Here is a 25,087-nt window from a genome sequence, read left to right as displayed (position 1 = left end):
CCTGGGGGCAAAACGGGGGCATATCTGAAACTTATCTGCCCGAGAACACAGCGCTAGAGCCTAGTCAAAATGTTCTTCGGCGATCCTGAGAGTCTTTAGGTTTCGTCGGGCAGGCTGTTTAGCTGATCATTTTTGCCTCTCCACAAACCATGTAGCTCCATTCACTTCCAGTGGATTGCTACATTGGGGGCACATCTGAGGGCATTGGATGCCCCCAGCATTGGGCCAAGTGGGCTATTGATGAGGATGGATGCACTGAGGGAGATGTGGATCCTCGCCCCTACCCCGTATCAATGACCGAGCCCTAGTGAACGCACAACCCACCACGCTGGACAAATGCGTGCAAAATTATGATGGCATAATGCCTCGATAACCGGCAAAATCCACACGTTTCCAACGGATTTGAAGGACCGGTTCCGATGACATGGCCAGTCATGCTGAAACTCGACAGCGCAGCCTACCCGCTCAGCGTGGTGCAACGCGCCGCTTATTGCCTGGCCGACACTGTCACGATCCAGGTCGGTATTGACGCCAATCAGATAAGCGTCACGGCCCACCCCGCTGAAGCAAGGTTAATGCTTTCCCCGGAGCAGGCTCACTCGCTGATCCTTCAGCATCTGAACGACTTCGCCCTACGCGATCATATCAACCGCGAAACAGCAGGGTTACGTGAAATCCTGGCCCGAGCCGCGCTCGCTGGATGTGGGATTTCCCAGTGACACTGATTGCGACAGACGCCAAGCACTACCGCTTGCTGCCTTTTCGATTCATGCGCATGAATACGGGACAAGACCGTGACATCCTACTCACCTCCGATACCGGTGAGTACATGCACGTGAACGACGCGCAATTACGAGCCCTCAGTTACTTCGACGTTCAAGCAAGTACGCCTTTTTACAAGGACCTGCTGGCCCGCCACTTCATCTACGAACCAGGTCGCCACGACCCGTTCCCGGAAATGGCCGCGCAGTATCGCAGCCGCAAAGACTTCCTCTTCCAAGGCCCTGCACTGCACTTGTTCGTGGTTACATTGCGCTGCAACCACACCTGCCAGTACTGCCAGGTGTCGCGGGCCCCTCTGGGCGGATCCGGCCACGACCTGTCGGAAGCGGATGCACAGGCGGCGGTCGATCGCCTGTTCGAATCGAACGCTCCCGCCCTGACTGTGGAGTTTCAGGGTGGCGAACCGCTTCTGGCCTTCGAGCGCGTCCGCCAGATTGTCGAATGGGTCGTTGAACGGAACGTGGTTGAACAACGGGATATCCAGTTCGTCATTACCACCACGCTGCACCACCTGACGGAGGAAATACTCGACTTCGCAGAACAAAATCGCATCCAGTTTTCGACCTCGCTCGATGGGCCGGCGCCCTTGCACAATGCCAACCGCCCTACCCCGTCACGAGACTCCTACGAACGCACTGTAAAAGGCATCCAGTGGGTCCGTGAGCGCCTTGGCCATGATGCAGTTTCCGCGCTGACCACGCTGACTTCAAGAAGCCTCGAACAACCTGAAGCGATCATCGATGAGTATGTAAGCCAGGGCTTCTCCAGCATCTCACTTCGGCCTCTGAGCCCTTATGGATTTGCCACCAAGAGTGCCCATCGACTTGATTACCCTATTGAGCGATACCTGGCCTTCTACAAGAAGGCACTGGCCTATTTGCTGCATATCAACCAACAGGGCGTATACCTCTCAGAGAGTTATGCGAGCTTGCTGCTGAAGAATATCCTGACACCCTTCTCCTCCGGCTATGTAGACCTGCGCTCCCCCGCTGGCGCAGGCACTGCGGCGCTGGTCTACAACTATGACGGTGACGTCTATCCCTCGGACGAAGCCCGAATGTTGCTGGAGATGGGTGAAGACGGTTTGAGGCTCGGCACCGTGCAGCAACCCTTGTCTGAATTACTCGCATCGCCCGTTATGAATGCGTTGCTCGCCAGTGGTGTAGCAGAGGCGCTGCCGGGCTGCTCCGATTGCGCACTTGTCCCGTACTGCGGTGCTGACCCCGTCGAACACTACGCCCGTCAAGCTGACCCGATCGGGCACCGAGTGTTCAGCAGCTTCTGCAAGAAGAACATGGGGCTGCTGAAGCATCTTTTCGGCCTGCTTTGCGATGGCGACGACAACGTGCAGAGGGTGCTGCTGTCTTGGTTGAACAGGCGCTCTTACAACAATGTCCGGTTCCCGGGTTACAGGGGCTGATGGCGATGCTGCGCAAAGATACCCACTTCGAAATCCATCACCTGAATGAGCCGAAACTGCTCAAGGTCATCACTCTGGATGAGTTCATCGAACAAGGCCTGGCTGTTTGTGCCGGAAGCGCTGAGTTCGGTGACCTGCTGCTTTGGCTACCAAACGAAGAACGGCTGCGGAGCCCGCATCTGCTCTCATTACCAGTGGGTGGATTCCTGATCCCGGAGCCATTGATCGGCGACTTCGACAGCGCGCGGCCACACCTGCACACCCCCAAAGATGCGGATGTCGTGCAGCCCGGCGATGTCATTGCCATCACACCAGGCAACGCGTTGGTGCGAGTGCTCTATCGACGAGGCTCAGACAGCAACCTGCTGTTCATGACCGATCGCTGCAACAGCCTCTGTCTGATGTGCTCACAGCCGCCCAAAGATATCGATGACCGTTGGCACATTGAGGAGAACCTACGGCTGATCGACCTGATGGACCCGGGCGAGGAAAATCTGGGAATCAGCGGCGGAGAACCAACGATTTATCGCGACGGCCTGCTCGAAATCCTGGCCAAGTGCAAAGCCGTTTTGCCGCAGAAATCCATTCATGTGCTCAGCAACGGGCGCCTGTTCCAAGACCCAAGCTGGATCGCAGCGCTCTCTACCATCGGCCATCCTCAGTTGAGCTGGGGCATCCCGCTGTATGCCGACAATGCCGAAGACCATGACCATGTGGTGCAGGCTCCAGGCGCGTTCAGCGAAACCCTGCAAGGTCTTTACAACCTGGCGCGCGCCAACCAGATCATCGAGATACGCGTGGTACTCAATCGCCTGACCACGCCACGCTTGCCCGAGCTCGCCCACTACGTGTTCAGGAACCTGCCCTTCGTGCGGCATGTTGCGCTGATGGGTATCGAAAGCACCGGCCTGGCCAGGAAAAACTACGAAGAACTGTGGATTGACCCGCTGGACTATCAGGAGTCGTTGAGCCAGGCCGTGTATTTCCTGTTCAACCGCGGAGTGCCGGTTTCGATCTACAACTTGCCCCTGTGCCTGATCCCGGCCCACCTCTCGCGTTTCGCCCGCCAGAGCATCTCGGACTGGAAGAACCTGTTCATTGATACCTGCCAGCAATGCGCTGCCGTCAAACATTGCTCTGGCTTCTTCAAATCGCACACCGACCGCTGGCAGAGCCGCGGCGTACAACTACTATCGACCGAGGCCTTTAGCGCCTATGCAAGGAGTGCACAGTGAAATTGCTCGACCGCTGGAAAGTCCTGATCAGTGGGATCAGCTTGCTGCCAATGGCAGGTACCACCCTGGCACAGGCGGGCCATCTGTCGCTCGCCGATGCGAACTGGCAACCCAACGACAAGCTACAGCCCCCGGTATTTGCCGATACGCTCAATGCGCCAGACACCGTCAACATCTATGCGGCACATCGCTCGCACAGTTCTCACCGGTCCCACAGTTCGCACAGTTCTCACTACAGCGGCTCGGGTGGCTATAGCGCACCTCGCTACTACAGCCCACCCGCTACCAGTACCCGAAGCTACAGCGCGCCGAGTGTTTCGAGCGGCACCTCAAGCAGCAACAGCCTTTACCAGTCGTCTGGCACTACCAGCGGGACTAGTTCGAGCACTTCAAAGAGCCGCGCGACCAGTGAGCAGAAAAGCAACCTGGTCACCCGTGTGCAGACCGCGCTGATGGTGCGCCAGTATTACCAAGGCACCATTGATGGTGTGATGGGCAAGGCGACACGTGGTGCGTTGATGGCTTTTCAGATGGACAGCGGGCTGACCGTGAATGGCCGGATGGATACGCCATCGCTGAATGCGTTGGGTATCAGGATTCCATAAGTCACTTCAGGTCAAAGCTAGCGTCCGTTCAGCAACGAAGGAATTATCCCATGCAGCACATCATTCAAGTCGACAACACTCTCTGGGCATTGATCAGCCGCCTGCAAGGCAAGGAACTGCAAACACCGTCGCGTAAAGCCCGTTTCCGTATCACGACCGTTGATGCAAATCGCGTTGTGATTGAGACAGGATCGGAAAACTCGCAGTTGGCGCTGACTCGAGCAGCTTTCCAGCAAACGTTGGACTACCTCGCCGGAAACAATCATTTCGGCCAAGCACAAGCGGTGGAAATCAGCTCCAACCATACGTACGAAAAAGCCGGCCCACTTTGCCAGGCGGCTCGTTACCGAGCAGAAGGCAAACCGGGGCGTACCAACATCACCTACATTCTGCCTATTCTGGAGCAGTGCCAAGCAGTAGGCATCCGGGCCATCCCCCCAAACAGCACTTGGCTGCTGCCCTGAGCCGAGTTATAGCCCCCCCTTTTAAGGCCTAAACTTGGTCGACCTAAGTGGGATTTGGCGCTTACTCAGCAATACGTACGGATACGGAAATGGCAAGGATTGATCTGCAAGTCCCCTTCTCAGAAAAAATGAAGCGAAATCACTCGGTGCCAGGTGGGACCCGAGCCTGAAGACTTGGTACATCCCTGAGGGGGTCGACATCGCCCCCTTGGTCACAAAGCAGATCCATCACTTCACCAACAAGTTCAAGCAGGCCTACAGCAAAACGGTAGGCAGCCGTTATCTGATGAATCACTGCGAAAATTGCGGAGCCAAGCTCGGTGATTTTTTCATGCACAGCGAACCTGGAGGAGCTTTCTTCCCGACCTCACCACAAGAAGCTCAGCGAATGACTCTCATCAGAATCAACGAACGGTTCGACGCAAACTGCAGCGTCGGCTTTGCATCCGAAGATTTTTTCGACTGGATGCAGGTTCGCGAACAACCCTAAATACTCTATCCAATACCGTACTGCTCGAGGACCTCAGCTTTCCACGACATCGGACCTTACTGAGTTTTCCAAGCCTTCAGGCCGAAGTGATTACCACCTTTCGTTTCGATGACTTCACCGCTTTCAGGGGAACGTGTCGCTTACCCTCAACCTATGAACGACTGAAAGCCATCTGAATCCATCTGGTTTCTGTCGGAAATCGCCACTCAAGAACCTGATACACCTGGGGGCAAAACGGGGGCATATCTGAAACTTATCTGCCTGAGAACACAGCGCTAGAGCCTAGTCAAAATGTTCTTCGGCGATTCTGACAGCCTCTGAAAAACGCCTGCGCAAACCGCTAGTAGCCAAACAACGACTTACTCTCCAGATACTCATCAAACCCACACTCCCCCCACTCGCGGCCGTTGCCCGACTGCTTGTAGCCGCCAAACGGTGCAGCCTGGTCGGCGCGGGCGCCATTGAGGTGGACCATGCCGGTACGCAGTTGACGGGCAATCCCCAGGCTGCGTTCAAGGCTGGCCGAGGTGACGTAACCGGACAGGCCGTAGGGGCTGTCGTTGGCGATGGCGATGGCCTCGGCTTCGCTGTCATACGGGATGATTGCCAGGACCGGGCCGAAGATTTCCTCACGCGCCACCAGCATGTCCGGGGTGACATCTGCAAATATCGTCGGCTGCACGTAGTAGCCACGCTCAACGCCTTCAGGCCGACCTGGCCCCCCGGCGACCAATCTCGACCCTTGGGCAATGGCCTGGGCGATCATGTGCTGTACCCGTTCGTACTGCATGGCGTTGGCGATAGGGCCAATGGCCGTGCTCGGGTTGCTGTCGTCGTAACACATCTGCGCGAGCACGTGCTGGGCAATCTCAATCACCGCCTGTTGCTGTGCACGTGGCACCAACAGGCGTGTCGGTGCATTGCACGATTGGCCGCTGTTACGCATGCAGCCCAACACCCCATGGCGCACTGCGCTGGGCAGACTGGCATCGTCGAGCAGGATGTTGGCAGATTTGCCGCCCAGCTCCTGGGACACTCGCTTGACCGTCTGTGCCGCCGCCTGGGCCACTGCAACGCCGGCGCGGGTGGAGCCGGTGAAAGACACCATGTCCACCTCTGCATGGCGCGCCAGCCCAGCGCCCACCCCTGGGCCATCGCCGTTGACCAGGTTGAATACCCCTGCGGGCACCTCGGCCTCATGCAGCAGCTGGGCAATGATCCGGGCTGACAACGGCGCACGCTCGCTGGGTTTGAGCACCACGGTGCAGCCCACCGCCAGCGCTGGCGCGAGCTTGCAGGTGAGTTGATTGAGTGGCCAGTTCCAGGGCGTAATCAGGCCGCACACGCCGATGGGCTCGCGCACCACTAGGGTGTTGCCCAGGCGTCGTTCGAAGCGGTACTCGCGCAACACTTCCAATGCCTGCATCAGGTGGCCCAGGCCAGCCGGCACATGGGCGCTGCGGGCCAGGGACAGCGGCGCGCCCATCTCCAGATGAACCGCTTCGATCAACGCTTCGCTGTGGCGCTTGTAGGCTTCGATAATGCGTTGCAGCAGTTCGATACGCGCCTTGAGCGAACTGGCGGCGAACCCCGCAAACGCTCGCCTGGCCGCGCCGACCGCACGCTCCAGGTCATGGCTGTCGCCAAGGATGATGCGCGCCACCACCTGCTCGGTGCGCGGGTTTACCACGGATTCGATGGTGGTGCCGTGGGGCTTGACCCAGGCGCCGTCAATGTAGAACTCAAACAGATCCGACATCCCTTGCACTCCCTTCAGGCAACGTGTTTCAGGGCGCTGCCCAGGGTGTCGAACACCAGGGCAATCTCCTGCGGGCTGATGAGCAGTGGCGGCGAAATCACAATTGTGTCGCCCGAGCCGCGCACCAGTACGCCGTTCTCGAAGCACCACTGCGCAACCTCGCTGCCCCGTGCGCCTGGAAACCCTAGGCGCGGCTCGAGTTCAACGGCGCAGAGCAGGCCGATAGCACGTACGTCCAGCACCGCGCTGACGCCCTGCAGCGCAAGTGCACTCGACTGCCACAGCCCACTCACGGCGTTGACGTGTTGGTTGATGCCCAATTCGCGATGCACCTCAAGGGTCGCCAACCCGGCTGCGCACGCCAGCGGGTGCGCTGAATAGGTGTAGCCGTGCATCAGTTCGATGACAGTGGCCGGCCCGGCCATGAACGCCTCATACACCGCACCGCTGACCAGTACGCCGCCCATGGGCACCGCGCCGTTGGTCAGGCCTTTGGCGGTGGTGATCAGGTCCGGGAGCACGCCGAAGGCTTGCGCGGCAAAGGGGGCGCCGACGCGGCCAAAGCCGGTGATCACCTCGTCGAAAATCAGCAGCACGCCGTGCCGCGTGCAGATCTCGCGCAAACGTTGCAAATAGCCCAGGGGCGGCGGATAAACGCCGCCGGAGCCGGTCACTGGCTCGACGATCACGGCGGCCACGGTGCTCGGGTCCTGGATATCCAGCAACTGTGTCAACGCATCGGCGTAACTGGCGCCCTGTTGCGGCTGCCCGACGCTGAAACGCATGCCGGCGTCATAGGGCAACGGCAGGTGCGAGACCTCGCCCAGCAGTGGGCCAAAGTCACGCTTCTGACGGCCGATACCAGAGACCGACAGCCCACCGAAGCCCATGCCATGGTAGCCCTTGGCGCGCCCGATAAACTTGGTCCGGCGGCAATCGCCACGCGCCTGGTGATAGGCCCGCGCGATCTTCAGCGCGGTGTCCACCGCTTCAGACCCTGAGTTGGTGAAAAACACCTGCTCCATGCCGGCGGGGCTGACGTCGATCAGGCGCTCGGCCATCTCCAGGGCCTGGGGGTGGCTCATCTTGAATGACGAGACAAAGTCCAGGCGCCCCGCAGCTTCGCGAATCGCCTCGACGATTTTCGGCTGGCCGTGCCCGGCATTGACGCACCACAGCCCGGCCATTGCATCGAGTACCCGGCGCCCGTCGGTGGTGGTGTAGTACATGCCATCGGCACTGGCGAACATCATCGGCTGTTGCTGGAACTGGCGCATCGGCGTGAATGGCGCCCAGAACCCGCGATTCACGCGCGCTGAAGGCTGGGAAAGATCGTTCATAGAGACTCCTGCAAAGCAATGATGGGATGGCCGGTCAGCGTCGGGCGCTGCAACGGGCCTGCGTTAACGTTGACGCTGCGGTCCACAGACAACCTGCCGTGTTCGATACGGCAGGTGATCCGGTCACAAAACGCCGTCTCGACAAACTGCCAGGTCATGCTCAACACCCCCGCTTCGGTCCAGCGCGCCTGCGCCACCACCGGGGTGAGCTCCGGCTGGTATTGGTGATGCAGATAGTGGCCGGTCATGCTGGTCCGGCTTTCGATGCCGGCCACAAGCCCGGCACGAATGCAATGGGTGCCACGGGGGTCGGTGAGGTAGAAATCACAATGCTCTGGGCCAAACTCCAGGCGCACTTCGCTGACCTGGTCTTCGTTGGCCTGCATGACGAACGTGCCACTGAATTCGGCCTGGCGCGGCGAACTCGCGGCGCCAGACATGACGGGCCGCTGTTGCCGCGCCAGCAGCGCCGCCAACCCGGCATCCGCCGCGCCGTCAGTGGGCACACCCAGCGCCGGCACCAGATGCTCCCACAGCAGGCTGTGCAAGCGCCGCTCGCCCAGCGCCAGCCCGGCGGTGAAGGCAATCACCGCGTTATGGCGCGGTAACACGATGCACTGCTGGCCAAACACTCCGGAGGCGTAGTAACCACCGTGCAGGGTCATCCACCACTGGTAGCCGTAGCCTTCGCGGCGCGTGACAGCCGCGTCGCTCGACTCGTCACGGCCCAGGTAGCGCTTGCCATCGAAGGCGCCCATCCATACATCGTCGACATGCCCACGGGTCGCGTCGGCCACCCATTCCCGGGACAGCAATTGCTGCCCTTCCCAATGACCTTGTTGCAAGTGCAGCACGCCGAACTTGAGCAAGTCCTCGGTGCGGCAACTGAGGCCGTTGCCCCCGGTGTTGAAGCCGCCCGGTGCAAGGTCCCACTCGATGGGCCCCATGCCCATGGGCTGGAAGATGCGCGCGTTGCACAGGGCGTACGCCGTCTGGCCGCTGACCACACTGACAATCGCCGAGAGCATGAAGCTCGACGCACTGCTATAGATGAACCGCTGCCCTGGCGGGTCTTCGACCGGCTCATTGAGGAACAACCGCACCCAACTGTCAGTGCGCCCGCGCCAGGCGCCACCGGAGATGCCCTGGCGATGCCCGGTGCGCATGGTCAGCAGATCCCGTACGGTCATGGCCGCCAGGTTAGCGCTGATGGAGGCCGGGCAATCGGCGGCAAAAAAGTCCACCACCTTGGCATCCAGTGACAACACACCGTCATCCACCAACAGCCCGACCGCCATGGACACCCAGCTTTTGGTCGCCGAGTGCTGAACATGCAAGCGTGCGGCGCTATAAGGCGCCCAGAACGCTTCGGCCACTACCGCGCCATCGCGGTACAGCATGAAACTGTGTAACTCCAGGCCCGCAGCGTTCACCGCATCGATGAAATCACTCACGCCACGCGCCGATACACGTTGTTGACTGGGCAGTGCCCGGCGCAACGGCAAACTCGTCATCTGATCTATCCCCTCATTTGCACTGCTTGGGCGTGCAACAGGCTGCTGTTGCACGCCATTACCGCTACCAGAGCGCCACGGTGTAGCCCAGGATCACTCGGTTTTCGTTGGTGTCACGGGCGAAGTTGCTGGTGGCGCTGGCGTTCTGCCAACGCAGCGATACGTCCTTGAACGTACCGCTCTGCACCACATAGCCCAGGCTCAAGTCCCTCTCCCACTCGCGCCCTTCGCCGTCAAAGCCGATGACCTTGGCGTTATCGCCCTTGGCGTAACGCGTGGAGAACAGCAGGCCCGGAATGCCCAGCGCAGCGAAGTCATAGTCGTAGCGGGCATGCCACACGCGCTCACGGGTCTGGGAGAAGTTGGCCAGTTGGTACTCGCTAAACAGGTAAGTGTTGGTACCGTCCACATAGGTGAACGGCGTCGAACCGTACTGCTCCTGGTAACCGCCGCTGAGGTTGTGGCCGTACAGGCCATAGCCGATGCGCGTGCTCAGCGCCCGGTTATCCACCTTGCCGGCCAGGGCTGCGGCGTCTTCGCTGGCGCTGAAGTAGCGGATGTCCGTCTTCAGGGTGCCCGGGCCCCACTTGAGGCTGTTTTTCAAGCCCAGGTAATGCTGTTGGTACAGGCTTTCCAATTGTGCGAACTGGTAAGTCACGAAGGTCGTCGGCGTGAGTGCGTATTCGCCGCCGGCGAAGCGGAATTCATCGCTCTTTGCGCTGCTTTTGTAGGCGCCGTATTGGCTGGTAAGCCCCATGTCCTCGTAGTGGGTCGAGTCGCGCTGCTTGACCTGGTCCAGTTGACCGGCGGTCAGGGTCAGCTTGTCGATGTCCTTGGAGGTGAGTGCCGTGCCGCTGAAACTTTGCGGGAACAGGCGGCTCAGGTTCGGCTGCAGGGTCGGCAGGTCTGGCACCATGTAACCCACGCGCAACTCGCTCTTGGCCAGGCGCGCCTTGCCGGTGAGGCCAAGTTTGGAGTAGTTGTCATGGGCTCGGCGGGCGTAGCTGGGAGCGCCGGGCTCGGCCATGCTGGAGCGCGCCAGCAGCCCCGTACCGGAGTTGTCCGGGCTCGAATCGAGCTTGATGCCCAACATCCCGACCGCGTCCAGGCCAAAGCCCACGGTACCGTCGGTAAAACCCGACTCGAGCTTGAGGATAAAACCCTGTGCCCATTCGGCACGCTTGTTCTGCCCGCTGGATTCGCGGTAGTCGCGGTTGAAGTAGTAGTTCTTCAATTCCAGCGCGGCTTTGCTGTCGGCGATGAAGTCGGCCTGGGCAAACAGGGGCATGAAACCGGCCCCCATGACGCTGGCACTGGCGACGACTTTGTTGATGCGGTTATTCATGTGTAGGTTCCTGGCAGACAGGTTGAGTGGGGTTGTTTTTGTTTTCTTCGGCCATGGCTTCGCCCGCTTCGCAAATCGGCGATTTGCGAAGGGTTGGGTTTTGATGCCGTGGCCTGAGGTGCAGCAGTACCTAAATCACACTGGCACGGAGGCGGTAGCTGCCGTCCGCGCGTTTCTCCAAGGGGCTGGCCGCCGCAAGTAGCCGGCGGGTGTAAGGGTGTTGCGGGGTGTCGAAAATCGTGTCACGCGGGCCCATTTCGACCACCTCGCCCTGGTTCATCACCGCCACGCGGTGGGCGATGCGCTCCACCGCCGAGAGGTCGTGGGAGATGAACAGGCAGGCAAAGCCATATTGGCGTTGCAGACGCTCGAACAGTTCGAGGATCTGTTTCTGGATGGTCATGTCCAACGCCGAAATCGGCTCGTCGGCAATCACCAGCTTGGGCCGGCGCACCAGCGCCCGGCCGATCGCCACGCGCTGGCGTTGACCGCCGGAGAGTTGATGGGCAAAGCGCTCGCGAAACTGTTCGGGCAAGCCCACGTCGACCAGGGTGTCGGTGACCCGTTGGCGTTTTTGCGCAACCGTCAGGGCCGGCTCATGGCGCAGCGGCTCGGCGAGGATCTGGCCGACCGTCATGCGCGGGTCGAGGGACGAATACGGGTCCTGGAAGATCATCTGGCATTGCAGGCGATGCGCGCGGTTGGCGGCGTTGAGGATATCCACGCCCTGGAACAGAATCGCCCCGGCGCACGGGTTGACCAACCCGACGACCGCACGCCCCAGGGTGGTCTTGCCCGAACCGCTGCCACCGACCAGGGCCAGGGTCTCGCCCGGCGCAATGCTCAGGTTCACCGAGTGCACCACGCGCTTGGGCACGCTGCGCCCCCAGAAACTCCGTGGCCCCGGGTGCTCGATACACACATCCCGGACCTGCAGCAACGGGCTGTCGGCCGCCGGCAATGGCCCCAGCGTCCCACGCCGGGGCAGCGCTTCGAGCAACTGCCGGGTGTATTCAGCCTTGGGGGCAAAGAGGATGTCTTCGATACGGCCCTGCTCCACCGCCTTGCCCGAGCGCATCACCACCACTTTATGGGCATACCGCGCCACCAGGGACAGGTCGTGGCTGATGAACAGGATCGCGGTGCCCTGCTCGCGGGTCAGCTCCAGCATCAACTCGATCACGTCCAGTTGCGCCAGGCAGTCCAGGGCCGTGGTCGGTTCGTCGGCGATCAGCAGCGCCGGGCGCAGCAACATCACCGAAGCCAGCATGATGCGTTGGCGCATGCCGCCGGAGAATTGGTGCGGGTAGGATGCCAGGCATTTTTCGCCGTCCTTGATGCCGATGCGTTGCAGCATGGCGATGCAGCGCCCGTGGATCGTCGCCGCATCCAGCGCGGTATGCAGCTTGAGCGCCTCGCTCATCTGCCGGCCAATGGTCAGCGCGGGGTTGAGCGAGACCATCGGCTCCTGGAACACCATGCCGATCCGCGCACCACGCACCGCACGCATGGCCTTGGCATCGCTGCTGTCCAGCGCTTGCCCCTGGAACAGGATGCGCCCGCCGCACACCTGCATGGGTGCCGGCAGCAAGCCAATGGCGGCGCGGGCGGCCATGGTCTTGCCACTACCCGACTCGCCCACCAGGGCGACGATTTCGCCAGGGGCCATGGTGAAGCTGAAGTCGTCGACGGCCAGCGGACCGTCCACGCCAACGCGAATCTGCAGATTTTCAACGGCCAGTAAAGGCACTGGAGCGCTCATGCTCATTTCCTCATGCGCGGGTCGAGACGATCACGCAACGCATCGCCGAACAGATTGATAGCCAGCAACGTCAGGCTGATAAAGATGCCCGGGAAGATCCCCAGCCACGGCGCCGTCGAGATATAGGTGCGGCTTGCCGAGAGCATGCTGCCCCAGGTCGCGGCCGGCGGTGGAACCCCGAGGCCGAGGAAGCTCAACGCGCTCTCCGAGAGCAACGCCCAGCCAAACATGCTGGTGGCCAGTACACAGAGGGGCGCCAGGCAGTTGGGGGTGATGTGGCGGAACATGGTGTACAGCTCGGAGTTGCCGATCACCCGCGAAGCCTCGATGAACTCCAGCTCACGCAGTGACAGCACGCTGCCGCGCACCACCCGCACCACCGATGGGGTGTAGGCGATGCCCAGGGCGAGCACGATGCCGTACTGGCTGGCGCCGACAATCGCCATGATGCCCAGGGCCATGAGGATGCCGGGGAACGCCAGCAGCGCGTCGTTGAGCATCATCAGCACCCGGTCGGTCCAGCCGCGCAGGTAACCGGCGAGCATGCCGATCACCGTGCCGCAGATCACCGCCACGCTGACCGAGAGCAGGCTGATCCACAGGCTGGTACGCGCGCCAATGATCAGGCGGCTGAACACATCGCGGCCAAACTCGTCGGTGCCAAGCCAATGCACGGCACTCGGTGCGTGCAGGCGTGAGAGCAGGTCCAATTTGAGCGGGTCGTAAGGCGTCCACACCACGCCGAGCAATGCCAGTAACACCAGGACCGCGAGCAAGCTGCCGCCGATCAGGGCGTTGAGCGGCGGGTAACGCCGGCGCCGCCGAGGCGAGATCACCGCCACGGTGGGCACGGCAGGAGTCTTGAGGTTCATAGCTTCACCCTTGGATCGAACAGCGGATACAGCAGATCCACCAACAGGTTGACCAACACATAGATGCAGGTGACCAGCAGCAGGCACCCCTGCAGCACCGGGTAGTCGCGGGAGAAGATCGCATCGACCATCAACCGGCCGATGCCGGGCAAGGTGAACACGGTTTCCAGCACCGCAATGCCGCCGAGCAGGTTGCCCAGGATCAGGCCAATCAAGGTCCAGGTCGGCGCAAATGCGTTGCGCAAGGCGTGTCGCCACAGCACCGCGCTTTCCGACAAGCCCTTGGCCCGGGCATGGGCGATGTACTCCAGGCGTAGCACCTCGATGGTGCTGGCCCGGGCCATCCGGGCAATGGCGCCGAACTCCACCAGCGTCAGGGTGACGATCGGCAGCACCACATAGGTCAGCGCTTTCATAGGGTCGGTGGCGAAGCCGACGTAACCGATCACCGGCAACCAGCCCAACTGAATGCCGAAGACATACAGCAGCAGCAAGCCCAACCAGAAGCTCGGCACCGACAGCAACAACGTTGCCGTCGCCACCAGCCCCAGGTCCATCGCACTGTTTTGCTTCCAGGCTGCGAGCAAGCCCACCGGCACCGCGAGCAGGGTCGCCAGCAACACCGCCACCAGCACCACGGTCGCACTGACGCTGAAACGCTCGACCAGCAACTCCAGCACCGGCTGACGGCTGCTGATGGACACCCCAAGGTCGCCACTGAGCACCGACTTGATCCAGATCAGGTACTGGGTCAGCACCGAGTGGTCCAGGCCCAGGCTGCTGCGCATGTCGGCCAGGCTTTGCGGGTCGGCCATGTCACCCAGCATCAACAGTGCCGGGTCGCCGGGGATCAGGCGGATCAAGGCAAATACAATCACCGAGATCAGCAACAGGGTCGGCACCGCCATGCCGAGCCTGTGCAATATGAATCGAAACATAGCGCTACGCCTTACTTGGAAGTGTCGGCCAGCTTCACGCCCCACAGGCGCGGCTTGGCAACGGGCCAGGAACGATAACCCTCAACGCGCTTACCCATGGCGCCGATGGCAGTGCCGTTGTAGATGACCACCATGGGCACATCCTTGAGCATCAGCGTGTGCAGCTGGTCGAACAGTGGCCGGCGCTTGGCAGGGTCAACTTCCCGCTGGGCCTCGCGCAAAATCGCCAGGGCCTGGGGGTTGTCCCAGACTTTACGCGGCTCCTTGTCCTTGTCGCCGATCACCGATTCGTAGCTTTGCGCCGCATCGAAACGCCCCGAATAGGAGAACGACATCATTTGGTAGCTACCGCTCTGGTAACGCTCCAGCTGCGTGCCCCACTCCAGGGTTTCCATCTCGATGTTCAGCCCTGCTGCCTGGGTCATGGCCTGGCTGAGCAAGCCCATGTCGAACATCTGCGGGTAGCGCTTGTTGACCAGCATGCGGATTTTTTCCCCGCGGTAGCCGGCCTCTTTCAACAAGCGCCGGGCCTCGTCGAGGTTGTAGGTGTAACCCTGCTGCGCGATGCCGTCGTAGTACGGGCTCGCGGTGGGAATCACTGAGTTGTTGACCACCGACAAGCCATCGGACAACGCCGCCACCATCTGCGCGTAATCCAGGGACAAGGCCACCGCGCGCCGGATGCGCACATCCTTGAGCAGCGGGTCGCGGGTCTGGAACAACAGGCCGCTGATGGTCATGATCGGGCTGACCTGGATCTGCAGGTTCTTGACCTGCTTGAGTTGCGCGGCATCCATCGCGGTCACGTCCGGCAGCAGGTCCACGCCACCTGACAGCAGCGCGGCCTTGGCCGAGGCTGCATCGGGGATCACCTGGAAGCGCACGGTGTCGACAAACGCCTGCTTATTGCCGGTGTAACCGTCCGCCTCGCCTTCGGCACGCGGGGTGTATTGCTTGAAGCGATCCAACTCGACGTACTGGCCCTTCTGCCATTTGCCCAGGGTGAACGGGCCGGTGCCAATCGGTGCGCGCCAACTGCCATCGGCGGCCAGGGAGTCTGGGTGCAGGATGCCGCTGCCGGCACAATCCGGACGGGCCATGGCGGCCAGGAACAAGCCATTGGCCTGGTCCAGGGTGAACACCACGGTTTTCGGGTCTGGGCTTGAGACATCGACGATCTTGGCCGCGCCGCGCCCATCGAACTCCGCCAGGCAACGCCACTGGGTCTTGGGATCGAGGTAGCGCTGCCAGGTCCATTGCACCTGCTTGGCCGTCAATGGCTGGCCGTTCTGGAAGAGAACGCCGTCGCGCAGGGTAAAGGTGTAGCGCAGGCCATCGGCCGAGACGGCAACCGCACTGGCCAGCATCGGTGCGATGCTGGTGTCTTCGCGGTACGCCACCAAACCTTCGACGATATGCATCATCACCGCGTCGGTATTGTCGTCCCGGTTGACCCCTGGGTCGCTGCTGCGGATATCACCGTTGATGCCGACACTGATGACCTGGTCTTGGGCAACGGCCATGGAAAAGGCGCACGCCGACATCGCAACGGCCACTGCCGTCTTTACGTAACTATTCACGGGAGAAAGACTCCTTGAAGAAATTTTCCGGTCAGTGGCGAGAGCCAAGGCAGGACCGGCATCAGAATGAGTGAATCCTTGGTTATTGTTATACGGTCTGTTCTGAGTGCATCTACCTACGGTGTATCAGCCCAGGCTGCGCTTGTGGCGCAACACCTTGGCGAAAAAGTCCTGGGCGGCCGGCATGGCCTTGACGCCCTGGTGCGCGACGTTGGGCAGCAAGTCAAAGTGCACCTGCACGCCGGCGGCTTCGAAGCTCGCCTTCAAGGTGGCCAGGCGCTCAGGTCGCGTGCGCCCGGCAGCGTTGGCACCGGCCATGTAATGTTTGCCACCTTCACGGTGGGTGATTTCCCAGGTTTCGAGGTCTGAATCACCCACCACCATGTGCACCGGCAAGCGCTGCAAGGCTGGCAGGTTCAGCGGCTTGCCGAAGCGCGTGGCAAAGTCCCGCACGCCGACCCACCAGTCCTGATCGGCATCGAGCAGGGTCACCGAGCCCGGTGCACCGATGGACGCCGCCCAGAGTTTCTCGGGGTGCAGGTAGCAGAAGCGATGGGTGAATTGCCCCCCACCGGAATAGCCGAACAGCGCGAAGGTTTCAAAGCGGCGGCCGTAGCGCTTGCCGACACTGGCAATCATGTCGAGCAACACCTGGTCGTAGCGGATATCGCCTTCGACCATCTGCTTGTAGCCATCGCCATTGCCGTCCCCCAGCACGCCGACCGGGAACAGCGGCGACAGGATCACGCAATCGTTCCAGCGGCCAAATTCGGCGAAGCCATTGCGGTAAATCTCCATCGCACGGGTTGAACCGTGCAGCGACACCACCAGGTCGACTGGCCGGGTGCTGTCCTCGATGGCTTCAGGCACATAGAGGGTGTAGGCAAACCGGCTGTCCCCGTGATGGGAGTACACGGTGGTCGCGCCGAGGTGATACACGTTCTTTGCAGCACGCAATGCTGCGTGTTCAGGGCTGATATCTGGATTGCTCATTGGGTAAGTTCGCCGAGTCAGTTCGGGCTTGAGTATTGGCCGGGCCCTATAAAAAGAAAAACTAATTTAACTTTAACCTGAGTAAACAAAACCTTTACGATTCAGGCACACCCATGACCACGGGCCTGCCCATGAGCAACATTCGCTTCTTCAAGACGTTTATCGCCGTCGCCGAATACGGCAGTTTCGCCGCCGCCGCCGACCGGGTGGCCCTGACCAATGCCGCTGTCGGCCAGCAAATGCGCGCCCTCGAAGAAGAGATGCGCCGGCCACTGTTCGACCGCAGCCAGCGGCAGATCAAGCTCAGCCGCGATGGCGTGTTGTTGCTGCCCAAGGCCAAGCGCCTGTTGGCGGACTACGAGCAAATGATCGCCGAGGCGCCCGATGGCATGGCCATGGAGGGCGAAGTGTCCATCGGCGGTATTACCTCCGGCATGGGCCTGCTCGCCAATTGCCTGGTGCAACTGAAAAAGCTGCACCCGCGCATCTCGGTCAACCTGATGACTGCCCGCTCCGACGAGGTGGTCAACCTGGTACACGCCGCCAAGCTCGACGCGGCGTTGTTGATCGAGACGGCGCGGCAAAACTTCGACGGCTTGAGCTGGACCCTGCTCTACAACGAGCCCATCGTCATGCTCGCCAACACCGCGCAGACCGCGGGTATCAACGACGCCGTGGAATTGCTCAGGACCCAGCCGTTCATTCGCTATGACCGGTCCACCGCCGTAGGCCGCAAGGTGCAATCGATCATCAAGAGTGAATCGGTCGAGCCGCTGGAAATCCTCGAATTGAACTCGATCATCGGTATCGCCGACCTGGTCCGCCAGCAAGTCGGTGTGGCAATCGTGCCGCTGTTGAAGAACTTTGACTGGCACAAAGACCCCAGCCTGCGCGTACTGCCGCTGCCTGGAGACTTGGCGGTACGCCGGGTGGGGATTCTGGAGCAAGGCACCAAAAGTGCGATTACCGGGGAGATTCGCAAGTTGCTGATGCAGGCAGTGGCGAAGTGAGCCTTACCTGGCAGATTGCCGAGCGTGGCCGCCCCTAAGGCTCACGCTCGGCCAGTTCTTCCAGCAGATCCGCGGACGGCACAAAAAACAAGCCACCGGTGACCGCCGTACTGAAATCCAGCAGCCGGTCATAGTTGCCGGCAGGCCGGCCGACAAACATGTTCTCCAGCATCAGCTCCAGCGGCTGCGGCGTGCGCGCATAGCCAATGAAATAGGTGCCGAACTCCCCCGCTCCCGGCCGGCCGAAGGGCATGTTGTCGCGCAGGATCTTCACTTCCTCGCCATCCTCGGTGATGGTGGTCAAGGCACTGTGGGAGTTGCTCGGCTTGGCCTCATCCGCCAGTTCGATATCCGCCAGTTTGGTACGCCCGATCACCCGCTCCTGGGCCTCGGTGGACAACGCGTTCCAGGCGCCCATGTTGTGCAGGTACTTTTGCACCAGCACATAGCTGCCGCCACTGAACGCCGGGTCTTCGTCAGCGACGATGGTGAAACCGACAGCCTTGCGCCCGGTCGGGTTCTCGGTGCCATCGACAAACCCGATGATGCTGCGCATGTCGAAATTGCGAAATCCCTGGACCTCATCCACCACGACCACCGCATCCCCCAGGGCCGCCATGATTTGCGTGGCCAGTTCAAAACACAGGTCCATGCGCTCGGCGCGAATGTGCAGCAACACATCCCCAGGCGTGGCAACCGCCATGCGCCCCGCTACGCCAACTGCCTGAAACGGATGCAGGGACGCCGGGCGTGGGTTGCCGAACAGCGCGTCCCAGGCCGTCGAGCCGAAGCCGCAGACACAGGTCAGGCTACCGTCGGGCACGCGCTTGCCCACGGAGCGCGTAAGGGCGGCGATATCGCCGCACCACTGGCGTACCGTCCTGGCCGCATCGCTACCGGGAGCAAGTGTGGCGACCATAAAAATGGCCGCGCGGGTGATCGGAGTGCACACAGCCTGAGGTTCAATATTCGGGTTCATCGTGACGGATTCCACACGCAGCTCCACGGTTAAAGGAGAGAGTAAAAAATCCTACACCCATTACTAAACGATATAAACGACTGTGAGATTTGACAGTTATGTGCGCGTTCGCCGTCGCGTAGTTTTTGAACAGAGTAAAAATCAAGGAGAGGATGATGGCGCACAACCCCATGGGCACCGACCCAACCGACGACGAAAACGATCCGATCTTCAATGCCACCACGCAAAAGCGCAATGTCGTGGACCCACGCACGGGGTTGTTTGAGGTTTACGTGCCCTTGCCGTCGCTGACGGGCAATGCCGGCAACGGGCCGGTGATCGAAATGAGCCTGCACAATACGCCCGTGGTCAATAACGAGGCAGCGCTGGGGGATGGCTGGTTCTATGCCATGACCACCTACAGTGAAAAGCACAAGAAGCTCACGATGCATTCCGGTGAAGTGTTGACGGTGGAAAAGGATAAAGATTTGAAGCAATCCGCCGTGATTGCGCAATGGAACAACGGCAAGTTGACCGTGCACCGCAAAGGTGGCCGCAAGGAAGTGCTGGTACTGCTGCCAGACACCGGCATCTACGTCCCCGAGTCCCTGACCACCGATGGTTACAACAGCGTGACCCTGAGCTGGATGACCACCGCCCATGTGATCGGCGGCGCAACCTACTACCAGATCCAGTTGACCGAAATCCGCGACGCCACCCGCAGCCTGCTCAAGGTGCAATACACCCCAGGGGACCCGGCTGCCACGCCGGTCATCAGTTCGGCCACGTTGACGTTCTGGCCCGACGACGCCGCCGAAACCCTGAGCTACAGCCTGGCCATCGAGAATTACGCCCTTAAATCCGTCAGCCTCGCAGCAGATATCAAAAGCAGTTTCGAGTACCTCGATCACCCGACCTGTGGCTGGCTGCTGACCAACATCACCAGCTTTGACGGGCTGCAGGAGCAGGTGGAGTATCAGGACAACGGACTGACCTTCCCGGACAACCCCAAGCTATCTGCCCTGCCCTGTGTCAGCACCCATACCCTGACGCCCAATGGCGGCGGCACACCGGTGGTGACCACCTATGTGTACCAGCGCCAGGACCCGGATCACTACCGCACGATCATGAGCGAGGGCGTGCCGGCCATTCGCACCACGACCTATAACTACAATGAACAGCATAACGTCACCTCCGAAGTGCTCGTACAAGGGGCGGCACAAACACAAAAAAAATACACGATGACTGTGCAAGAAGAACTACTAAGTCGCACGACATCGACGATATACAGCAAGGCCGGCAAGAGTCGGGAAGAGAAAAACGAAAACCGCTTCAATACCCACTCTGCACTTGTCAGAAATCGACAAGAAAGAGTAACTACAGTAGTGGACTACATACCTGCCCCAGAAAAAGGTGAAATTAAATCTACTGAGAGCGAGACTACCTTAACAAACTTGCTGAATCAGATCGCATTAACTTCCGAGCAGCAGACCGACAAAGAGCCTGATGAATCATGGACGCCTATCCTGACACTCCCCACCCAGCTGTTTCCTTCCACTTACGTTGATACTGAAATCGTCGACGATCCAGGGCTGCTGGCAATAATTCCAGAACTGCTGCCAGGGACATTCCCCCAACTATTAAATATTTTCACCTTTAAATACCACGCCTATAAACAAATACCCAATCTAAGCGAATCTAAAATCATCAGTACCTTACAAGGTAGTCTCGCCAGCGAACTGAACTACAATGCAGCACTCATCGGCCAGCTTATCGAATACTTCGAAGGTGACGACTTTCGCAAGGGTCGCGTGAAGACCCTTACCCAGAGCACCCTGGGGACCAAGGACCGGCGCCCCGTGCAGACCGATCCAATACGCACCTTTGACTACACACTGGGAGGGGTTGGTAACACCGAACTGACCACCACGACCACCGACACCGACACAACCGGCAAGACCCGTACGTCTTCACAAACCCAAAGCACCCTCAGTGGCCGCCTCCTGCGCCAAGTCGACGCTGATGGCAATCGCACCGAGTTTACCTATAGCCAATACGGGCAGTTACTCAGCCTGACCGTCTGCGCGCACAGCACCACGTATCGCCAAGTCACCGCCTATGCCTACCCCGCGCCCGGGCAAGTGAAAGTCACCGAGCCCAACGGAAAAACCCACTTGACCCAATACGACGGGCAGGATCGGTTGGTGAGTGAATACTTGCTGGAAGGTAACCTGCGTAAGCAAACCAAGGCCGTTACCTATGACAGCCTGGGACGTGAGCTACGGACATCAAGTTTTGATTATGACCGGCACGGGACCCAGCTCATCCAATGGCAAGAGATGCGATACGACGACTGGAATGAAGTCAGCAGCCAGCACTACAGCGATGGCCGGGAAGACTTCAATCAATATGACCCCGTCGCCATGACCCGTACGCAATGGACCGGCAAGGCCGCCGACAAGCACACCACCGTGACGACGTACAACTCGGATGAAACCATCAAGAAAATTGAATGGAAAGGCCAGAATGGCGCCGTCTTTCAAACCCAGACAGCCAGTTACAATCGGGCCAAGCAAATTAAACAGTTGGTTACCGACAGCGAGTTCGGAATTATCACCATCAACTACATCTACGATGCCAATGGTCGCCTGCTGAGTGAACGGCGTAGCGAAAAAGGCCGTGGGTTGCTCGACGTGCCCTTCATCTATACCTACCACTACACCTATCCACAGCACTGGCTATTGAGGGACGCCACACAAATCGAGCTTGAGTCCGGTGGCAAACGGCAGGTCCTGGGCAAGCGCAGCTTCGACACTTGGGGCCGGGTAACCTCGCTGACACGCGGCTCTTGCACCGAGACTTACACCTATAGCGGTACAAGCACAGTACCCGCGACCACTGTTACCGCCGACGGCCGCGTGCTCAAGCATGACTACATCAAGGAGCTGGGCAATCGCCTGGCCAAGACCAGTACCGCAGATGCCAGCGCGCAAAACACCTTTACCTACGCCTATGGCACACAAGGCATTGCCACGGCGACCGAGGGCCAACAGTTCCTCCAGTACAACCATGACCTCTATCTCAGTATCACCCGGCAACAGGTGCAAACCGAGCCAGGTCAAAGCAAGGAAGTGCTTTACACCCACTCAATGAATGGGCGCTTGCTGGACAGTACCGACGTACTGAGTAACCAGACACTGTTTCTCTACAAGACTAACGGGCAGCGCTATGCCAGCAATAACTTTCACTACACCACTGACCACATTTACGATGATCAAGGGCTGTTTCAGGAGGAAGTCGTTGCCGGCCCCTACAACCTTGAGCCCACTTCCCCCATCACATTCCATGTGAAGTACACCCACGATCTGCAACAACGTGAGACCAGCCGCCAATTCATACTCCCCGGTAAAGTTGACCTCCTGCTGGAGCAAACTTATTACGCCGATGACAAATTGAAATCGGCCCAATTGAAACAGGGCGCCACCCTCCTCGGCTCCCGCAGCCTGACCTATACGCCGGGCGGCCGGGTCAAGTCCTGTACCACCACTGGCGTCTGGCGGCCAAGGACGCCGAAGAACAAGGAGATCGACAAACAGGAATTTACCTACGATGCACTGGGTAACGTGCTTACCTGCATCACCACCATCGGCACCGCGAAAAACACCGCAACCTATACCTACGACGCTGCCAATGGCTACCGCCTTACAACAGTCAAGAACAGCCACGCGGACTACATCGCGTCTGCCAGCTTGAGTTATGACGCAGCGGGACGGGTAACCCAGGACCAGACGGGCAAAAAATACAGCTATGACTGGCTCGGGCGGCTCATCCAGGCTGGCAGTGCGCGTTATAGCTATGACCCGTCCAAACGCCTGATGACCCGTAATGGCGGTGACGAGCCAAGTCAAGTGATCTACGACGGCCTCAAGGCTTGCGGGGATTACGCCACCGCCAGTAACGACAACAGCCGCAACCTCAACCCCGGCAGCGCCGCCTGTACGGTCCAACAAATCAAGCGCTCCGGGGTCGACAGAACACTGTTTGAACTGCGGGATCTCAACGGCAGCGTGTTGGTCAGCTACGATGTCCAGGCCCAGACCCTCAAGCATCATGCCTATACCGCCTACGGCGAGCATTTTTCGGATGAGCCCGACTCGGTACTGGGCTTCAACGGCGAATACCGTGACAGCACCACCGGCCAGTACCCGCTGGGCACAGGCGAACGCTGGTATGACGCATCCAGCATGCAGTTTCTTACCCAGGATGACCTCAGCCCGTTCGGTAAGGGTGGACCCAATCTGTATGGCTATTGTGCCGAAGGGGACCCGGTCAATTATCAGGACCCCACCGGGCATTTTTCCGTGGATAAGCAATTACGGGCGATTTGGGGGGACGACCTGCCTGGCCCGGAGGGCTTGGGCGAAGGAGGATCTTTGATTCATACGTACCTGTGGGGCGCGGTCGGTGTATTGACCGCCGTGATGACAGGAGGGACGGCACTGTTACTGACGGCGGCGATTGTTGGGCTCGCCGCCACTTCGCTCGCGACCGGTATTGCCTCAGTGGTTATCCAGGACACCAATTCCGCGGCTTCCGGCATCCTGGCCTGGATATCCCTGAGCACCGGAGCAGCAGCAGGGCTGACCACGCTGGCAGCCAAAGTTGTGAGGGTTGGCGCGTATCTGGGGCGGTCTCTCCCAGCAGTCGCCAGGAACCTCATGAGCAAGACATCCAACGCCGTGACCGGCACCCTCAGGCAGTCGCGGCTAATCCGAGGAATGGAGCGCGTCTGGGCAAAATCATTCCCCCGCCCAACCGTGAATTGGCAGGTCCGCTACAACGATGCGTCACTACTGCACCCCCGGGGGACTTCGAGTCTGTTCGATACCGGTGATGTAAATACGCTTTCGTTCGTGACCTCGGGGGTCCTGGGAGGTCTGGGGGTCCTTGAGTCTGAGCCCGCTCAGTTTGCCGATACATTCATCGGTGATATTACTTGGTTGCCCTTCGGCAGTTTCAGGGGGTTGTGGTTGACCAGTAAAGGTAGATGATTCGGTACACCCTGCGCCTTGCAAAAAACTGACCGAGCAAGGCCTGGGGCCCTGCTCGGTCAGGGTTTAAAGCTGCGGCCAGGTGTAACGGAGGTTCAGCCGGTTCTCATTGAGGTCGCTGCGGTAGTTTGAGCGCGCCGTCACATTGCGTATTCGAATGCCCAAGCCAGTGGCACGGCAGACCCTGCAGGTAAAAGGCAAATCAACCAAGGTCGCCCCCCCCTACCGGCAAGGTCACGCCGGTGATGTAGGAGGCCTCGTCAGAGGCCAGGAACAGGATCGCGCCCACTTGTTCGTCGATGCTGCCGTAACGCTTCATCGGGCTGCTATCCAGGGTCTGGTCGACGATTTGTTGGTACCACGCGCGCTCCTGCGCGCTCTGCGGCTGGTTATTGCGCGGGATGCGCCGGGGCGGTGCTTCGGTGCCGCCGGGTGCGGTGGCGTTGACGCGGATGCCGCTGCCGGCGGTTTCCAGGGCCAGGCAGGCGGTCAAGGCATTCACTCCACCCTTGGCCGCGCCATAGGGCACGCGATTGACCCCCCGTGTGGCGACCGACGACACATTGACGATGGCGCCACTGCCCTGCTCCAGCATGTAGGGCAGCACGCAATGGCAGCACCACAGCGTGGGGAACAGCGAACGGCGCACTTCGGCCTCGATTTGCGCCTCGGCGTAATACTCGAAGGGCTTGGCCCAGATGGTCCCGCCGACGTTGTTGATGAGGATATCGACGCGCCCGAAACGCACCTTGGCGGCGGCCATCACCTGGGCACACTCGGCATGCTGCTCCAAGTCGGCGATGAGGGTCAGCACCCGGGCATGCTGCAACTCGTGCACCAGTTCCGAGCGATCGATTGCGACCACCCAGGCGCCCTCCGCCAGCAAACGCTCGGCGACGCGCCGGCCGATGCCCTGGGCGGCGCCGGTGACCAGCGCAACCTTGGTGTCAAAACGTAGATTCATGCTG

19 protein-coding genes and 1 pseudogene are annotated in these 25,087 nt (G+C 60.3%); 8 read left to right on the top strand and 12 right to left on the bottom strand.

Annotated elements, in window-relative coordinates; translation table 11 throughout:
* Positions 1-419: 419 nt before the first annotated feature.
* The 6 genes from hxsD to AC19YY_RS20925 all read left to right on the top strand — a co-directional run bounded on the left by hxsD (position 420) and on the right by AC19YY_RS20925 (position 4,997).
* Complete coding sequence (gene hxsD / locus AC19YY_RS20950) at positions 420-719, top strand: His-Xaa-Ser system protein HxsD (RefSeq protein ID WP_500604799.1); 300 nt, start codon at positions 420-422, stop codon at positions 717-719.
* Positions 716-2,203 carry a His-Xaa-Ser system radical SAM maturase HxsB gene (hxsB, locus tag AC19YY_RS20945; protein WP_500604798.1) on the top strand — a complete coding sequence of 496 codons (1,488 nt, stop codon included), beginning with the start codon at positions 716-718 and terminating at the stop codon, positions 2,201-2,203. The genes hxsD and hxsB overlap by 4 nt, the downstream gene beginning before the upstream one ends.
* A complete protein-coding gene (gene hxsC / locus AC19YY_RS20940; RefSeq protein ID WP_500604808.1) occupies positions 2,203-3,438 on the top strand; it encodes a His-Xaa-Ser system radical SAM maturase HxsC in 1,236 nt (411 codons plus the stop codon). The genes hxsB and hxsC overlap by 1 nt, the downstream gene beginning before the upstream one ends.
* Entirely contained in the window at positions 3,435-4,043 is a 609-nt protein-coding gene (hxsA, locus tag AC19YY_RS20935; protein ID WP_500604797.1) for a His-Xaa-Ser repeat protein HxsA, read from the top strand. Before hxsC ends, hxsA begins: the two co-directional genes overlap by 4 nt.
* Before the next feature lie 50 nt (positions 4,044-4,093).
* Positions 4,094-4,507: a hypothetical protein gene (locus AC19YY_RS20930; protein ID WP_500604796.1), complete on the top strand. Its 414-nt coding sequence runs from the start codon at positions 4,094-4,096 to the stop codon at positions 4,505-4,507.
* Between the two features lie 208 nt (positions 4,508-4,715).
* Positions 4,716-4,997 carry a hypothetical protein gene (locus AC19YY_RS20925; protein WP_500604795.1) on the top strand — a complete coding sequence of 94 codons (282 nt, stop codon included), beginning with the start codon at positions 4,716-4,718 and terminating at the stop codon, positions 4,995-4,997.
* Between the two features lie 56 nt (positions 4,998-5,053).
* On the opposite strand, the pseudogene AC19YY_RS20920 reads toward AC19YY_RS20925, so the two are convergent.
* From AC19YY_RS20920 to AC19YY_RS20875, 10 genes and pseudogenes are all read right to left on the bottom strand, one after another.
* Positions 5,054-5,119 (bottom strand): annotated as a pseudogene (locus tag AC19YY_RS20920) (transcriptional regulator); the annotation flags it as partial.
* A gap of 218 nt (positions 5,120-5,337) precedes the next feature.
* A complete protein-coding gene (locus AC19YY_RS20915; protein WP_500604794.1) occupies positions 5,338-6,756 on the bottom strand; it encodes an aldehyde dehydrogenase family protein in 1,419 nt (472 codons plus the stop codon).
* 14 nt (positions 6,757-6,770) lie between these two features.
* Positions 6,771-8,096: an omega-aminotransferase AptA gene (gene aptA, locus AC19YY_RS20910; RefSeq protein WP_500604793.1), complete on the bottom strand. Its 1,326-nt coding sequence runs from the start codon at positions 8,094-8,096 to the stop codon at positions 6,771-6,773.
* On the bottom strand, positions 8,093-9,610 hold the full coding sequence (locus AC19YY_RS20905) for a serine hydrolase domain-containing protein (RefSeq protein WP_500604792.1): 1,518 nt from the start codon (positions 9,608-9,610) through the stop codon (positions 8,093-8,095). The genes aptA and AC19YY_RS20905 overlap by 4 nt, the downstream gene beginning before the upstream one ends.
* A 64-nt stretch (positions 9,611-9,674) precedes the next feature.
* On the bottom strand, positions 9,675-10,955 hold the full coding sequence (locus AC19YY_RS20900; RefSeq protein ID WP_170041452.1) for an OprD family porin: 1,281 nt from the start codon (positions 10,953-10,955) through the stop codon (positions 9,675-9,677).
* A gap of 130 nt (positions 10,956-11,085) precedes the next feature.
* Positions 11,086-12,717 carry an ABC transporter ATP-binding protein gene (locus AC19YY_RS20895; protein ID WP_492634636.1) on the bottom strand — a complete coding sequence of 544 codons (1,632 nt, stop codon included), beginning with the start codon at positions 12,715-12,717 and terminating at the stop codon, positions 11,086-11,088.
* Between the two features lie 2 nt (positions 12,718-12,719).
* Positions 12,720-13,589 (bottom strand): ABC transporter permease, encoded by an 870-nt coding sequence (locus AC19YY_RS20890; RefSeq protein WP_169951500.1) that lies wholly within the window; start codon positions 13,587-13,589, stop codon positions 12,720-12,722.
* Complete coding sequence (locus AC19YY_RS20885) at positions 13,586-14,527, bottom strand: ABC transporter permease (protein ID WP_500604791.1); 942 nt, start codon at positions 14,525-14,527, stop codon at positions 13,586-13,588. The genes AC19YY_RS20890 and AC19YY_RS20885 overlap by 4 nt, the downstream gene beginning before the upstream one ends.
* A gap of 11 nt (positions 14,528-14,538) precedes the next feature.
* Positions 14,539-16,107 carry an ABC transporter substrate-binding protein gene (locus AC19YY_RS20880; protein ID WP_170057368.1) on the bottom strand — a complete coding sequence of 523 codons (1,569 nt, stop codon included), beginning with the start codon at positions 16,105-16,107 and terminating at the stop codon, positions 14,539-14,541.
* Positions 16,108-16,233: 126 nt separating this feature from the next.
* The gene (locus AC19YY_RS20875; RefSeq protein WP_170041455.1) at positions 16,234-17,100 is read right to left on the bottom strand and encodes an alpha/beta hydrolase family protein; all 867 of its coding nucleotides are present in this window, start codon (positions 17,098-17,100) and stop codon (positions 16,234-16,236) included.
* Positions 17,101-17,231: 131 nt separating this feature from the next.
* Between AC19YY_RS20875 and AC19YY_RS20870 the strand changes: the two genes are divergently transcribed.
* Positions 17,232-18,110 carry a LysR family transcriptional regulator gene (locus AC19YY_RS20870; protein WP_169951961.1) on the top strand — a complete coding sequence of 293 codons (879 nt, stop codon included), beginning with the start codon at positions 17,232-17,234 and terminating at the stop codon, positions 18,108-18,110.
* Positions 18,111-18,144: 34 nt separating this feature from the next.
* On the opposite strand, the gene AC19YY_RS20865 is transcribed toward AC19YY_RS20870, so the two are convergent.
* Positions 18,145-19,089 (bottom strand): Dyp-type peroxidase, encoded by a 945-nt coding sequence (locus AC19YY_RS20865; protein WP_169951960.1) that lies wholly within the window; start codon positions 19,087-19,089, stop codon positions 18,145-18,147.
* 155 nt (positions 19,090-19,244) lie between these two features.
* On the opposite strand from AC19YY_RS20865, the gene AC19YY_RS20860 reads away from it, so the two are divergent.
* Positions 19,245-24,119: an RHS repeat-associated core domain-containing protein gene (locus AC19YY_RS20860; protein WP_500604790.1), complete on the top strand. Its 4,875-nt coding sequence runs from the start codon at positions 19,245-19,247 to the stop codon at positions 24,117-24,119.
* 202 nt (positions 24,120-24,321) lie between these two features.
* Here AC19YY_RS20860 and AC19YY_RS20855 read toward each other — a convergent pair whose 3' ends face one another.
* A complete protein-coding gene (locus tag AC19YY_RS20855; RefSeq protein WP_500604789.1) occupies positions 24,322-25,083 on the bottom strand; it encodes a 1,6-dihydroxycyclohexa-2,4-diene-1-carboxylate dehydrogenase in 762 nt (253 codons plus the stop codon).
* Between the last annotated feature and the right edge of the window lie 4 nt (positions 25,084-25,087).

This window comes from Pseudomonas sp. MF09156 (assembly GCF_059862305.1).
This window is presented reverse-complemented; position numbering and strand designations above follow the sequence as displayed.